Here is a 15,989-nt window from a genome sequence, read left to right as displayed (position 1 = left end):
ATGAGCGAGAATAAAACCTATAACTTTACGGTAAGCATTAAATTAGATAGTAATAATGAAGCGGTATTTACTTATTATAAAAATGCTCAAAAAGTATCTGGCGGTGGTACAGTTAACGAAAGAAACAGCCTAGGGGTTTACACGTTAGATGATGCAACAATTGAGCAAGGTTTTGTATTTACAGAAGCAAGCTTTACAAATGTTGAAGGCGACTGCGCTCAAGATTTTAGTTTCTCTTTGATTGAGAACGGCCAGTCAATACATATTGCTGATACAGATAAAAATACTGGTGTAGTGTGTATGATTTTCATCGTAGAGTGCAACGGAAAGAGCTATAAAAGCCGCGATCCTCAAGTTAAAAATGAAGAAGAGGTTTAATTAAGGCGCTAGTACTCACTAAGTTTATATAGTTCACAGGTTTTTTAAGAACCTGTGAATATTTATAAAAACATTAAAATCAACAATTTAAAATCAGAAGGTTACCAGAAGGTATATTTGCTGTTTTTTTCATAAATTAGTAGACACCAAAAACGTATAGTAAAGCGTAAAGGAATTAACGTGTCTAACCAAACTAATAATAACAGCCAACTGTTGGCTACACATGTACAAACAGAGCAAGTTGGAAATAGCCTGTCTACCTCTTTGTCTCATCTGCAATTTGGTTCTTTAATTGAATTGTTTAACGGCACAGCTGAGGGCATGTTTGTAATCGACCAACATGGTAATTTTGAATTTGTAAACCCAGTAGCCGCTCAATTATTGGGGGACTCACAACAAGCGTTAATTGGTAAAAGTATATTAGACTTTTTATATAATACTGATCGTGACAAATACATGTATACATTATTAAATTGGCTAGATATTAAAGACACTCGCCTTAACTTTGGCCCAAACGAAGTAAAAATAGCTAAATCTGATGGCAATATTATTGAAGCCGACTTATCTATTTCAAGTATTCCAAATAGCATAGCGAACGCACAAAAACTCTATTTATGTATTTTGCATGATATTAGCTCACATAAAGCTATGTATAATAAATTAAAAATACAGGCATCGACCGATCATTTAACTGGTTTAGCAAACAGGTTAACGCTCGATGAGTCATTAGAAAAATACTGGCAAGAAAGCATCCAAAGTAAACAAGCATTAAGCAGTATACTCATTGATGTGGATCACTTTAAAAAATTCAATGATACCTATGGCCATATTAAAGGTGATAAATGCCTGCAAAAAATAGCCAAAGTTATACTAGATTGCGCTCCTTCAAGAGATTGTTTGGCAGCGCGATACGGCGGTGAAGAGTTTGCAGTGATATTGCCACGCTGTAACCGTGAAAGCGCAAACGTAGTGGCAAAACATATACAGCAACAAATAAACACCATGACCTTTACCGATATTGGCCTACCGCCAGGCGTTAAAATTAGCGTTAGCCAAGGTATTGCCTGCGAAAACAATAACCAATACCGCACCTATGAAGCATTAATCTGCGCAGCCGACACCGCTTTATATAGAGCTAAGACCGACGGCAGAAATAAAATAATTGTCAGTGCGTAAACACCTGCTTAACATTATAAAAAATAGGTTAACAAGTCGTACTCGTTACACATATACTATACTTTAATGTTATTTGTTTGTTCCTAATTGGCTATATAGACTGCGCTAAAACACGATAGTCAGATGGGATCAACTATGACATTTTTTAAGAAATTACCTTTGCAACTCGCCATTGCAACTCGCCATTGCAACTACACTTGGGGCTTCAGTGACTGCAATCGCTGCTGAACAGATAGTGGATACAACAGCACAAGAGGTTGAAGTTATTTCAGTCACTGGTACACGCCGTAGCTTACGCAGTATTGCCCAAAGCACAGTGCCTGTAGATTTATTAACAAGCCGCGACCTTGCAACAACAGGTCAGCTAGAAATCAGCCAAGTTCTTGCCGCACAATTACCGAGCTTTAATTACCCAAGTGCTACCCTTGCTGATGGCACTGATCATGCAAAACCTGCAGTGCTTCGTGGCCTCGCGCCAGATCACACTCTAGTGTTGGTCAACGGTAAACGCCGTCATTCAGGTGCATTATTAAATTTAGGTGGCACTGTAGGGCGTGGCTCAACTGCAGTCGATTTAAATAATATTCCAACCTCAGCTATCAAGCGCGTTGAAGTACTACGCGATGGTGCAGCTGCGCAATATGGTTCTGACGCCATTGCAGGGGTGATCAACATCATCCTTAAGGATGCCGATGACGGTGGAACCGTTAGTTACACCTTTGGCCAGTACAACACACAAATGGCAGGCTCCCCCCAATTGTTAGGCACCAGCGCTGACCAAGCTGGCGGGTTAAGCTTTACCAAAGGCAGCGACCGTAAACTAAAAGATGGTATTTCACGTACTGCTAGTGCTAATGCTGGCTTTTCGTTGGCTGATAACGGCTTTATTAATATATCTATTGAATCGCGTAATAATGAACCGACCAATCGTTCTGGTATAGACGAACGTGAGCAATACAGCCGCGATGCAAATGATGCTTTAGACTCACGTGAATTTGACTTTGACCGCTATAACCACCGTTTTGGTAAAGCCGATATTGAAGACATCACCCTGTTTTACAACCTAGGCTACGATTTTGACAATTCGCTGTCACTGTATTCATTTGCTAGCTATTCAAATCGTAAAGGTAACTCAGCTGGTTTTTATCGCCGTGCGAGCGACATACGTAATTTACCTGAGGTTTACCCTGACGGCTTTTTACCACAAATTGATACTGACGTAGACGACTACTCATTTGCTATTGGCCTGAATGGCGAAACCAAAGACTGGGCATGGGATGTAAGTACTAACTATGGTTTAAATGACTTTGGTTTAGGCGTAAGTAACAGTATAAATACCTCAATGGGCATAGATAGCCCTACCGAGTTTGATAACGGAGCATTAGTTTACGAACAATACCTAGTAAACATGGATGCAAACAACAGTTTTGACTTTGGCTTACCTGATGATGTGTTTGTTACTATTGGGGCTGAGTACCGCCACGAGAGATATCAAATAAAAGCCGGTGAAGAAGCTTCTTATATTACTGTACTTGATGACAACGGTGATCCGATTGCTGCTGGCGGAGCACAAGTATTAGCCGGTTTTTCACCACAGAACACCACTGATAGAAGCCGTTATAATATAGCTGTATTTGCTGAGTTTGATACTTATTTAACTGAAGATTGGAATCTTGTATTAGCTGGGCGCTTTGAAGATTACAGCGATTTTGGCAGTACCTTTACCTCAAAACTTGCATCACGCTATAGCATTAACGAGTCATTATCGCTTCGTGGCGCAATTAGTACAGGTTTTAGAGCTCCTTCGCTTGCACAAACTAGTTATAAATCTGTGAGCACGGTATTTGAAAACGGTGTTCCTAGTGAAGTTGGCTTATTCCCAGTAGATGAGCCAGCAGCAATAGCGCTTGGTGCCCGCGATCTTGATGCTGAAGAGTCGGTGAATATGACAGCTGGATTTATCTTTACTCGAGGTAATTTAAGCCTAACGCTTGATGCATACCGTATTGAAATTGATGATCGAATTGTGTTATCTGAAAATCTACAAGGGACTGAAGTTGAAGAAATTTTAGCTCAGTCAGGCGAGCTAAACACGCAAAGCGTTCGTTACTTCACTAATGCAATTGACTCACGCACGCAAGGGGTTGATATTGTGGCAACCTACTCGTTAAATTTAGAAAATTATGGTGATTTACGCTTAAGCGCTGCTGTGAACTTTAATGATACCGAAGTGACTCATGTAAAAGAAAACCCACCAGAACTTGAAGCACTGGGCGATGACTACGAGTATTTTGCTCGTCGTGAAATCACGCGCTTTGAAGAAGGCACCCCAGCCGATAAATGGAATCTATCAGCAACGTGGGATTTCGCTGATTTTCAAACAACATTACGCGCAACTCGCTACGGCGAAGTCACGGATACTTCAAGTACGCCTGAAGGCGATGAAGTCATTGCAGCAAAATGGATCACTGATCTTGAAGTGGCGTATCGCCCATCTGAGCAATGGAAAGTGGCAGTCGGTGCGAACAACTTATTTGACCAATATCCACAAGATACTGTGAGTAATATTGGCTTTAGTGATTTTAATCAAATATTTAGCTATAGCCCGTTTACACCATATAGCCTAGATGGCCGTTTTATTTACGGCAATATCACTTATAGCTTTTAACTATGGTTAAAGAGTAGCTTCTATAAAAATTAGTTAAGGAAGGAGATGCCGACAATGGTGATAGCTTTATCATCATTGTCGAGCACTAAACAGCGTTTCTGCTGCCACTTAAAATTAAGCTGACTTCTTAAGTGCTTTTTTAAGCTTACCGATTTTTGCTTTTTGCTTAGCAACTTTTTCTTTACGTGCACTGATTTCTTTTTTGATTGATTTTACTTCTTTTTTAGCAAGTTTTGCGTCACTTTTCTTAGCTTTAGCTGGCTTTTTTGACATTATTTTTCCTTTAAAATTGATGAATCTCTGGTTGCAGAGAAAGCCACAATATTATAAAAAAGTAGTAGTTAATAGCCTGCGACCACTTATTCACGAAAAATTCATAAAGCAGAAATAAAACTGAAATCAGATAAGCTGATGGACATAACCATTTCACAAAAATAATGCAAAAAAGTGCTAACCCTTTCGCTATTTCCGTACCCACTTCAAACTCAATTTAGTGAATAAATCTAGCCACCTTTTAAAGAAGTAACAAACTACCCAACCCTAAAAAGGTCACAAAGCCAACAATATCAGTGACAGTGGTTAGAATAACAGATCCAGACAAAGCAGGATCTATTTTCATTTTGTCTAAAATTGACGGTATAATAACCCCCGAAAGCGACGCGGCCACTAAATTCAACAGTATTGCGACCGTAATAGTAATACTGAGCATAACATCATTAAACCAAAGGTTAGTGAGTACACCTATAACAATAGCCCATACACAACCATTGACGGCCCCTACCCGTAATTCTTTTTTCAGCAATGCTTTACGATTCGAATCTGTTACTTGTCCCAGCGCTAAGCCTCGTACTATCACGGTAAGCGTTTGGCTACCTGCAATACCGCCCATTGACGCTACCACAGGCATTAACACAGCTAGAGCAACAACTTGCTCAATAGTGGCGCCAAACAAGCCGATAAACCACGAAGCCAAAAAGGCGGTTGCTAGATTAATACCCAACCAAATACCACGGTTTTTAGCTGATTTTGCAACGCTTGAGAACAAGTCCTCATCCTCACGTAAACCACCCGCTTTAGCAGCCGCTTCATCGGTCACTTCTTGGCGTAATTCGTAAGCAGAGGATATTTTTAAACGGCCAAGTAATTTGTTTTCAGCATCTACCACCGGCATTGCCATAGCTTCACTGTGGATCACCACTTCAGCTGCTTCATATAAGTCGTCATCAGCATGCAGTGAAGCTACATCTAAATTGGCATACTCTAACAATGAAGCTGATTCTGCGGCTTTTAATAAGTTATTTACACTGACTTCTCCAATAAGCGTGCCTTTTCGACTAACTAAATAAATCACTTCGGTAAACTGTGGCAGCCCTTTGTGTAAGATTTTTTGTGCGCCACCAACGGTCAGCTTTTCTGACACCTTTAAAGCGTCAAAATCAAGCCAGTGGCCCAGCTGTTCTGGATCAAACTGCTGCGCTAACTCATATTGTTTAGTTTGTACTTCATCAAGTTGCTGGCGAGCATATGCTATAAAACGCTCAGGAATAAACTCTTCTAGCTCAAGCAGCTCTGCAACGCTTACTTCGTCTAATAACTTAAAGCCTTGTGTTTCATCTAAGGTTTGTAAGAGCCACCGACAACTATCACCGCCTAGATTTATAAATATTTCGTGCTGGGTGTCTTCATCAAGTAATTCCCACACCTCCAAGCGCTGCTCTTTTGGCAAGGCTTCGAATAATAGCGACAAATGCTCAGTGGAGAGTTTTTCTTTAGCATCAGCTAATAATTTGTTTTTTCGTGCTGTGGTGTCGCACTGTAATAGCTCATCAATAAGCTGAGGGAGTTGATCAACTGGGTACTCAATCATATTAAAACTCGGTAAAAGATTGTAATAACATGAGTCTAACTTAGGGTGACTAAAATTAGCTATTATATTTTTAACTGACTCGGTGTAATGCCGGTCCAACGCTTAAAAGCGCGGCGAAAATTGGGAATATCATAAAATGCTAAGCGCTCTGCGACTTGCTCATTACCTTGCTGGCAAACCCCCAGTAAATGCAGAGCTTTGAGTTTATTTTGCTCATCTTGTAATTGTGAATAACTCATACCGTGTTGTTTTAACTTACGTTTAAACGTAGCTGGGCTCATTGCAAAGTATTCTGCGCTACTAACTAGGCTATTATTTTTATTTTGATGAATTCGTTGGCACACAGCCTCGACAAACGTCACCGCTCCCCCCTGCACTTGAGCTAAACACTGCTGCCAGCGCAACGTGCTTGATTCTGGGTTTGGGCACTTCAATAACTGTTTATTTAAATGCCAGCGAGTAAACGGTTGCTCAAACCGTACCCGTAAACCTAAATGTTGCTCATATTCTTGAATATGCCGCGGGCGTTTACAGGTAAAGTCAAAATAACAGTGCGGATAGTGATTGCTAACTCTTTTGAGTAAACTCATAAACGCAACGCTGTAAATTTCAAAGCAATAATTTTTTAATGACTCGTCCATACCAACACTTGGCTGTAAGTACAGATAAAAATCATCGTGAAAAATATGCTGGCGAGTAAAAAATAAAGGCGCAAGCGTGGCGCGAATTAGGTGTAATTGTTTTAAAGACTCACCTAGCGTAGGGCTTAGCTGAACACTTTGCATTGCAGGGCTAAAGTCATTAACTAATTGATGACCAAGTAAAAAGCCACTGTCGTTACTTTTCATTAAGGTTTTAAACTGGCTAATTAATGCCAGTAGCTGCGACAAACTAAAGCGCTGTGATAAATCATACAAGTCTTGCTCAAAAATACCCGTACCACGGAGCAACTTATGTAGCGGGATCCCACGTCCTTGAGCAAGCTCCACCAGCGCAGTGATAATACCTTCAGCACTGATGTACTTATCATCTAGGCTAATATACTGCTGCACCTGCAAGCGCCTTTTGTTGTTGTAATTGTTGATGTAGTTGGCTGGTTTGCTGCACTGGGTCTTGCGCTAAATCCATAGCCATTGTGGCAGTTAAAATATGCTGAAACTGTGCACCTTTGCTTTTTGCGACTTTAAACGCACAATGGTTAAGCGCCGCTTTCATTTGCGCTAATAATTCTTTTGCTTGGCTTTGACTTGTACCCGGTATAAGCACAACAAAACAATCTCCCGCATAGCGACAAAGCACATCATTCAAACGGCAATTCATTACTAATAAGTCACTAATTTCTCGTAGTAACCTATCACCTTCACTAAAACCAAACTGCGCATTAAACTTTGCAAAGTCTCGAATATCAATAATGCCTAAGGTGGCTGCTTGTTGTTCACTTTGGCGTTGCTGTATTAGCGAATGTAAATAGTTAACTCGATATAACCCTGTTACAGGGCAGACTTTTTCATGCTCTCTTAAATGTGCTTCACGTCGACGTAATTGACAATTTAAAACAAACTGCTCTTGATGCCAATAATAAAGCCCAACACTGGTTAGCGACATACCAAATGGTGCTGGTAATGATTCAAACCAAGTGAGCCATAATTGCGAAGGTTGTTTTAACCACTCATCGAGTAAATCAAGCGTGGCTGAAAACATAAACAAACCTAAACCCAGCACTAATAAGGTAGTTACTTTGCCTGGCGGGCGTGAGATAAGTAAAGCGATTATCCAGCTTAGGGTCATCAACACAATACCGCCTTCACCGACAATATCGAGCCATGCAATTTCTTGCCATTGCTTAAGTTCGCCAAAGTAAGCGCATATTGCTACAGCAATAACCAAGAATAAAATAATCGTATTAGTTAATTTTACATGGCTGGTAAATGGGTTATATCGCATGATATTGAATCTTCTTAAGCTTGGTTTGATCCATATGCTAGCGCGGGATCATTTTATACGTCAGGGTCATTTTGGCTCATTGATATGACATTCAGATTAAAGTTTATAAATAAATTATCTCGCAACAGCCATTTTTAGCGACCTTCAGCGCTGTTTTAAAAGCTCAAATAGGTATTAGAAAGCCTGTAAATAAAGATTTTTTCACTCATTAACGATGAAACTGTCACATTAGCGTCATTAACTTTTTTTAGTTTGCTCACCAAACCAAGGACAACCGGAGCAAATCAATGAAACAATTTAAATTAAATGCTGTTGTAACGGCATTAGCACTGAGTCAATTTAGTGTTAGCGTGAATGCACAAGAGCAAACATCGCTATCAGAGCCTGAAGTAAAAGTCTCTGAAGAGCTTGTTGTATATGGTGAGATTGGTTATCGCAACCGCTCGCAAGAATTAGCACCAACACTTGAATATTCACAAGAGTATTTTCAACGTTTTGAACCTCTCACAGCGGGCGATGCATTAAAGCGTGTTCCTAGTGTTACTTTTTTATCTGACGTACTTGAGTCTGACGGCGCACGTATGCGCGGTTTAAGCCCTGCTTACACAAAAGTACTTATCAATGGCGAGGAAGTGCCAGGTGCTGGCGCTGATCGCTCATTTTTTGTAGACCGTATTCCAGCAGAATTAATTGAGCGTGTAGAAATTATTCGTTCATCAAGTGCCAACCGCTCTGCCGATGCAATAGCGGGTACCCTTAACATTGTACTTCGCGATGGCTACAGCTTAGACGGTGGTTACATTCGCGCAGGTGGCTTACGCTATGATGACGGTGAGCTAAAAGAAAGCTTTGCCGGTGTTTACGGTACTGAGTTTGCAGGTGGCCGTTTACTATTAGGTGCTAATTTACAAGGTCGTTATAACCCAAAACAAAAATCAAGCATCCGTTATGGCGATAGCCCTGAAAATAACCCTAATTACGCTACAGATGATTTTGATAACCGTGAAGATCAATCTGATACCCGAGATGGTGATGACACATCACTCAATGCCAGCTTTGAAAAAGTATTTGATAATGGCGGCAAATTTGATATTAGCGCCATGTGGGTTGATACCGACCGTACCGAAGACGAACGCTCTTTTGAGTATGACGACGCAACGGCCACGTCAGGATCGGTTGTAGAAGGCGGTAATTTACTTTCTGATAACGCAAACGTTTCGTTTATTGACCAAACTAACTACAACATTAACTCAGGTTATGAATTACCGTTATTGGGCGGTACCAGTAAGTTCAAAGTAGGCTATGCAAGCTTTGAAGAGTCCGTTTACGAGCAAGAAGTTGAGCTTGATACATCCGAACTACCCATGGTTTTTGAAGAAGCAGAAGAAACCGTTGATATCGATGATAAAGAGTGGTCATTACAATGGCAGCACAGTTTACTAGTCGGTGATTCAAAAGAAATTCAGTTTGGTGCTTTTGTACAAGGTAAAGAACGTGACACCGCAATTTTTGAAGCTGAAGATGAGAGTGAGCAAACACTTACTAGCTGGGACCAATTTTACCAGACACCTATGTCACTCGCTGTATTCAATAACGAGTTTGAAGCAGTAGACGGAGGCGTTAATACGCTTGAAGAAGACCGCTTTGATTTATTTGCACTCATTAAACACGAAGCTGATGTGTTCTCATGGGAAATGGGTGTGCGTTGGGAGTCAACTGACTCAAGCATTAACGATACCAATGAGGGCGTAACAGCCGAAAATGATTATGACTTTTTCTTACCGTCGGCTCACTTTCGTTACAGCGTAAGTGATAATGGTCGGGTGAGTGCCTCTGTTGCACGTAGCTTACGTCGCCCTGACTTTGACTACATGACACCCGCCTTACTTGAAGAAGAACTCGCTGATAATGACTTTTTAGGTAACCCAAACCTTAAACCAGAATCATCTTGGGGTATCGATTTAGGCTACGAATACCGATTAGGTAAAAGTGGTGTTGTCGGTGTGAACGTATTCTATCGTGACGTTAGCGATTTAATCGAAATTGCCAGTACAGGTGTTGAAGGCTCTGAGGGCGAAGGTACATTTGTACTGCAACCACAAAATACCGGCGATGGCACAGTTCAAGGTATTGAGTTTGATTTATCAACCCCACTTAGCGCATTAAACATGCCTAACACCGGTATCTTCTTAAACTACTCTTGGCTCGACAGTGAAGTTGAAGACAGTTTTGGCAAGCGTAAATTTAACGACCAATCTGATTATGTTTATAACATTGGCTTTATTCAAGATTTACCAACATTACGTGCATCATTTGGTGCAACTTACCGCAACCAAGGTGATGCATACGGACGCTTTGTGGGTGAAGAAGTAACAACCTCTTACGGTGCTGACTTAGAGCTATTCGTTGAAAAGCGCTGGGATGACGTAACCCTTCGCCTAGTTGGTTCAAACTTACTTGATGCCAGTAAAGATGAAGTTTTCAACAAGTTTGACTCACTTGATGACCAAAACAGCCGTGACTTTGATGAGTACGAGCTTGAATCTGAAGAAGCAGGTCCTGTCATTCAGCTAATGTTACGTTACGCATTTTAATAACAGCCATAATCATATTAGGCACGTAATGGCTTGCTATCACGTGCTTTTTTGGAGTTAGAACATGTTTAAATTGTCTTTCATAGTGGCTGCCCTACTGAGCTCATCAGCGCTCAGTGCTGGCGAACCAGTTATATATAAAGATGAGCTTTATCAACAGCAAAAAATAACCAAATTAAATACGCTACCTGATAGCCTTAACTTTATGGTTATTGGTGATTGGGGACACAATGGCCACTTTTATCAAAAAGAAGTGGCTCACCAACTAGAGATAGCCATGTACCAAACCGATGCCGACTTTATCGTCTCAACTGGCGATAATTTTTATCCAAATGGCGTGGCAAGCGTTAACGATCCTCTTTGGCAATCAGCCTATGAAGATATTTACCACGGCCCGCACACATTTGAAGATTGGTACGTTGTTTTGGGTAATCACGATTACCTAGGTAATGCTCAAGCCCAAATTGACTACACAAATAAAAGTCAGCGCTGGCAATTACCAGCAAGGTATTACAGCAAAGCGTTTGAGCTTGAAAACAACGAGCAAGTATTGATGGTATTTTTAGATACCAACCCAATTCAGCCTGAATATAAAACCCGCGACAAATACCGTTCAACTCAAGGGCAAGGTTATAAAACCCAGCTTACTTGGCTTGAAACCCAACTTGCGGGTAGTGACGCAAAATGGAAGATTGTGGTTGGCCATCACCCGCTTTATTCAAGTGGTAAACGCTTTGGTCGTAACCAAGGTCTTCGCGATATTTTAGAACCCATTATGGAGCGTCATAACGTGCAGGCTTATATCGCAGGACACGAGCACGACTTGCAATACAACCAACCTGAAAATAGCAATATTGCTCACTTTGTCTCTGGTGGAGGCAGTGAAGCACGCTTTGTGAAACAGCGTGAGTTTACCCGCTATGCAGAAGCAACCCCAGGCTTTTTAAGTGTATCAATCAATGGTGAAACACTCAAAGTTAGCGCTATCAACCATTTGGGTGAAGTACGTTTTAGCACTGAAAAGCACATTGGAAAGTAAAGGATAAAAAATGAAATTCAAACTAAATACAATCTCAACAGTGCTATCAAGCGCACTTCTTTTAACTGTACTCAACGGGTGTAGTAACCATAAAGAAGCCGTTCAAAACGAAGCGCTATTAGCAACAAGCTCTATCAAGGTAACGCCGTTTGGCCCACAACAAAATATGCAAGGGTCACAAGCGGCTGCTCTTGGTAATAATCAATGGTTAGTAGCAAGTGAAAGCCAAGGTTTATTACTTAGCGATAGCAAACAAAGCAGTGTGTTGTTGGCTGGTAACTTCGAGTCAATTTCACTGAAAAAAATATCGGCGCAGCATTTCATACTCGCAAGTATTGATAACAATCAAGACAATGTCGTTATTTTTAATCTAGTCAACAATGCATCATCTTGGCAGCTAGAAGAGCTCACTCGCATTAGTCCGCCTCAAGCCCAACCTGATGCCGTCTGTTTATTTAAAAACAACAATACCGAAACCGTATCTGCATTTGTGCCTGATGTTCGTGGTTTAATAAGCGAAACTATTATTTATGATTTAGCGACAAGCCAAGCTAAAAACATTGCAGTACGTGAGTTCTCAGCAGTCACTGAGGCTTCAGGCTGTGCCGTAAATGATGAAACTAAAACTCTGTATGTTGGTGAAGCAGAGCTCGGCGTGTGGGCAATTAATGCTGATGCCGAATCAGATGCCAATAAACAGCCTGTTGCACTAGTTGAGCCCTACGGTGAATTAAAAACTGAAATCGGGGCTTTATCAGTATCACAAGACGGTACTTTATGGCTCAGTGCCACTGATGGCAATATGGTTTATGCCTATAATGCCCAAACAGAAAAACTAAGCAAATGGTCACTAAGTGGCGAGTTAGCAATTGAATCCGTTGCAGCAAATTTGATTAATGATAGTCAAGCACAGCTTGTTTTAATAGATGATGAAACGGGCGCATATATCGAAGCAAACGTTAACTACAGTGCACAGCCTGCGCCTTCAATAAATAAAGTTGCCATGACTCATATTCATGCCAATGCACAAACAACACCCGTTGCAGCATTTGGTGATGCAGCTGATGATCCGGCTATTTGGGTCAACGAGCAAGACGCTAAAAACAGCTTAATATTGGGCACAGATAAACGCCGTGGGTTAATGGTCTATAACCTTGAGGGTAACAAAGTACAGTCGCTAGATATTGGCCGCTTAAATAATGTTGATGTACGTCAACATCAAGGTATAAACAATCAAACTAACACCTGGATCACTGCCAGTAACCGTACACTGAACAGCATCAGCGTTTTTACAGTCGATAACGACAACAAGGTACAACATGTAACAGAAGTGGCAACAAACCTAGCTGAAATTTACGGTATGTGTATGTATTCATCTGATTCTGGCCATTATGTTTATGTAAATGATAAATCTGGCTTATTTCAGCAATACAAATTAACCGGTGAGAAAAATAACGTCAGCGGCGAATTAGTCAGAGAGTTTACTTTACCAAGCCAACCTGAAGGCTGTACTGCAGATGATAAACTAGGCCAATTATTTGCTGGCGAAGAAGATCAAGGTATCTGGTATATCGGTGCAGAGCCTACAGCGGGTAATTCACCAGTTATGCTGCAAGGTGTTAATGAACAACTTGTGGCAGATGTTGAAGGTATGGAAATTTACCATGGCGATGATGAGCGCTATTTAGTGGTATCAAGCCAAGGCGATAATAGTTATGTGCTTTATAATATCTCAGATGATACTCAGCCAAGCTTGAGCTTTGCGGGTAAGTTTAATGTCATCGCGAATCTTGATAAAGGCATTGATGGCGCAGGTGAAACAGACGGTTTAACTGTTACCTCAGCAGCTTTACCTGGTTACCCTGAAGGCATGCTTATAGTGCAAGACGGCTACAACCGTATGCCACTTCAGCCACAAAACTTTAAGATTATTGACTGGCGTGAAGTAAAAAAAGCCATTAAATAAACAGTAAGTAAAATTTATAGATAAAAAATGCCGCTTCATTGCGGCATTTTTATTTTCAAACAGTCATGATTGCCCTACTTTAAGTAAACGTGAATAAAGCCTGCCCATATCCCCCAAAAATATCGTCATTAGCAGTTTTGTATGTATTGCCATTTAACTTAACGATGCGCTGATTAATCTCAATTTTCTTGTTCAAAAAATTGAGGCGTCATAGGATGGTGTTTTATTATACAAAAATGAAAAACTATGAAATTAAATGCATTACTAACATTAAGTTCGGCGCTACTATGTGCCTCCTACAGCGTAAACCTTTACGCAAATGACACCTTCACTGCCGAAGATATTTTTCAACTAGAATATGTTAATAATCCACAAATAAGTCCTGATGGTAAGAAAATTATCTACCTAAGGAGTGGCTATGACATCATGAAAGATTCTGCAAAACGCAGTATTTGGATGTACGATGTAAAACAAAATCAGCATTACCCATTACTCGCTGATGAACATAATTACGGGCAACCGACTTGGTCACCCGATTCTAAAAAAATCGCGTTTACATCTAATCGAAGCGGCAGTAATCAACTTTACGTGTATTGGTTAGAGCAAGACAAATTAGCATTATTAACGCAGCTGCCAAAATCAATTCGCAGTTTAAGCTGGTCTAACAATGGTAACAACATCGCATTTACGATGAATATACCCGCTGGTAAAACAGACTTTGTAAAGTCCGTTAAATTACCTAAAAAGCCTAAAGAAGCTTCTTGGTCAAAACCTGTAAAGGTTTATGAAAAAGCGCGTTATCAGGCAGACGGTTCGGGCTATTTAGAGCCAGCCTATCGTCATGTATTTGTTATACCTGCCAATGGCGGCACTGCCCGACAATTAACGACTGGTAATTTCCAGCATTATGGACCACTTGCATGGTCTCCTAATGATAGCAAACTTGCTTTTTCATCAGACCAACATACTGATTGGGAATATCGCACCACTGAATCTGATTTATATGAAGTGGATATAAACGAAAAGACTTATACCCAGTTAACTCAATTACCTGGTCGAGAGTTTCGTCCTACCTACTCAGAAAATGGCAAACAAATTGCTTTTATTTCCCGTGATAATGCTCCTGTTCCGTATATAAATTACCAGCTCAATGTCATTACTAAAAGTAATAAAAAAATTGCCAATGTAAGTAATAGCTTTGACCGCTCTGTTGCTGATTACAAATGGTCAGGTAAAGGTGATTTTATTATTCAATATGACGATTTTGGTAAGCGCAAGCTGGCAAAATTATCATTCAAAGGTAAAGTATCCGATCTAGTTGACTCACTATCAGGAACTTCTATCGGTCGCCCGTATATCAGTGGTAGTTTCAGCCTCGCTAAAAACGGAGCAATTGCATATACCAAAGGTAGTAGTCAGCGCCCTGCTGATTTAGCGTATTTATACAAAGGAAAAAGTAAAACCTTAACGGCTTTAAATGAAGACTTACTAGGTCATAAGCAACTGGGTGAGGTCCATGAGTTAAATGTTAAGTCATCATTTGACAATGAAAATATTCAAGGTTGGTACATTACCCCACCTAATTTCGACAAAACTAAAAAGTATCCTTTATTACTTGAAATTCACGGTGGCCCACATCTCGCTTACGGGCCAAACTTTACAGCTGAGCTACAACGATACGCTAGTGAAGGCTATGTTGTGGTGTATGTAAATTACCGAGGCTCAACCAGTTACGGTAAAGACTTCGCCTTATTACTCGATGGAAAATATAGCTCTAAAGAAGATTTTTCAGACCATAATTCAGCGGTTGATGCCATGATAGCTAAAGGGTTTATTGATGAAGAAAACTTATTTATTGCGGGCGGCTCTGCAGGCGGTATTGCCACAGCTTACGCCATTGGCTTAACTAATCGTTTTAACGCCGCGGCAATCACAAAGCCGGTAATTAACTGGCTGAGTAAAACGTTAACGGCTGACAGTTATATCGGCCAAATCCGCAATCAATTCCCAGGTATGCCTTGGGATAATGTGGAGCATTATTGGCAGCGTTCACCATTATCACTCGTAGGCAATGTTACAACACCAGCTTTGCTGATGACAGGTGAAGAAGACCGACGCACGCCGATCTCAGAATCTGAGCAGTTTTATCAAGCTCTCAAGTTACAAAAAGTAGACACAGTTCTTATTCGTGTGCCTGGCTCACACCATGGTATTGCAGGGCGCCCATCTCGCATGATCTCTAAAGTAGAGCACACGCTAGCATGGTTTGAGCGATACAAGAAATAACTCAACCTCTTGTTTTAATCTCAATAAAAAATGCCGCTAAACTGCGGCATTTTTGTTTGTCTATTTTAAGC

The 15,989-nt window shown here is 40.7% G+C and carries 11 protein-coding genes; 7 read left to right on the top strand and 4 right to left on the bottom strand.

Features of this window, described 5'->3' with window-relative positions; genetic code table 11:
- The 3 genes from B5G52_RS07450 (at position 1) to B5G52_RS07440 (ending at position 4,222) form a co-directional block, all read left to right on the top strand.
- Positions 1–378 carry a DP-EP family protein gene (locus B5G52_RS07450; RefSeq protein WP_087532025.1) on the top strand — a complete coding sequence of 126 codons (378 nt, stop codon included), beginning with the start codon at positions 1–3 and terminating at the stop codon, positions 376–378.
- 210 nt (positions 379–588) lie between these two features.
- On the top strand, positions 589–1,554 hold the full coding sequence (locus tag B5G52_RS07445) for a GGDEF domain-containing protein (protein WP_254911170.1): 966 nt from the start codon (positions 589–591) through the stop codon (positions 1,552–1,554).
- A 172-nt stretch (positions 1,555–1,726) separates the two neighbouring features.
- Positions 1,727–4,222 carry a TonB-dependent siderophore receptor gene (locus B5G52_RS07440; RefSeq protein WP_087532024.1) on the top strand — a complete coding sequence of 832 codons (2,496 nt, stop codon included), beginning with the start codon at positions 1,727–1,729 and terminating at the stop codon, positions 4,220–4,222.
- Between the two features lie 114 nt (positions 4,223–4,336).
- Here the strand turns inward: B5G52_RS07440 and B5G52_RS22040 are convergent, their stop codons facing one another.
- From B5G52_RS22040 to B5G52_RS07425, 4 genes are all read right to left on the bottom strand, one after another.
- A complete protein-coding gene (locus B5G52_RS22040; RefSeq protein WP_176372522.1) occupies positions 4,337–4,495 on the bottom strand; it encodes a hypothetical protein in 159 nt (52 codons plus the stop codon).
- 241 nt (positions 4,496–4,736) lie between these two features.
- Positions 4,737–6,089: a magnesium transporter gene (locus B5G52_RS07435; protein WP_087532023.1), complete on the bottom strand. Its 1,353-nt coding sequence runs from the start codon at positions 6,087–6,089 to the stop codon at positions 4,737–4,739.
- Positions 6,090–6,151: 62 nt separating this feature from the next.
- Positions 6,152–7,141, bottom strand: a complete 990-nt coding sequence (locus tag B5G52_RS07430) for an AraC family transcriptional regulator ligand-binding domain-containing protein (protein ID WP_087532022.1) — start codon at positions 7,139–7,141, stop codon at positions 6,152–6,154.
- Positions 7,125–8,033, bottom strand: coding sequence for a GGDEF domain-containing protein (locus B5G52_RS07425; RefSeq protein ID WP_087532021.1), 909 nt, complete (start codon positions 8,031–8,033; stop codon positions 7,125–7,127). Before B5G52_RS07425 ends, B5G52_RS07430 begins: the two co-directional genes overlap by 17 nt.
- 287 nt (positions 8,034–8,320) lie before the next feature.
- On the opposite strand from B5G52_RS07425, the gene B5G52_RS07420 reads away from it, so the two are divergent.
- From B5G52_RS07420 to B5G52_RS07405, 4 genes are all read left to right on the top strand, one after another.
- A complete protein-coding gene (locus B5G52_RS07420; RefSeq protein WP_087532020.1) occupies positions 8,321–10,627 on the top strand; it encodes a TonB-dependent siderophore receptor in 2,307 nt (768 codons plus the stop codon).
- Positions 10,628–10,691: 64 nt separating this feature from the next.
- Positions 10,692–11,666 carry a metallophosphoesterase gene (locus tag B5G52_RS07415; protein ID WP_087532019.1) on the top strand — a complete coding sequence of 325 codons (975 nt, stop codon included), beginning with the start codon at positions 10,692–10,694 and terminating at the stop codon, positions 11,664–11,666.
- 10 nt (positions 11,667–11,676) lie between these two features.
- Positions 11,677–13,632 (top strand): phytase, encoded by a 1,956-nt coding sequence (locus tag B5G52_RS07410; RefSeq protein ID WP_087532018.1) that lies wholly within the window; start codon positions 11,677–11,679, stop codon positions 13,630–13,632.
- Positions 13,633–13,878: 246 nt separating this feature from the next.
- A complete protein-coding gene (locus tag B5G52_RS07405; protein ID WP_087532017.1) occupies positions 13,879–15,918 on the top strand; it encodes a S9 family peptidase in 2,040 nt (679 codons plus the stop codon).
- The last annotated feature ends 71 nt before the right edge of the window (positions 15,919–15,989 follow it).

Source organism: Pseudoalteromonas sp. A601 (genome assembly GCF_002165575.1).
Lineage (GTDB): Bacteria > Pseudomonadota > Gammaproteobacteria > Enterobacterales > Alteromonadaceae > Pseudoalteromonas.
Note: the sequence above shows the minus strand (reverse complement) of the source record. Positions and strands in the feature narration are given on the sequence as shown.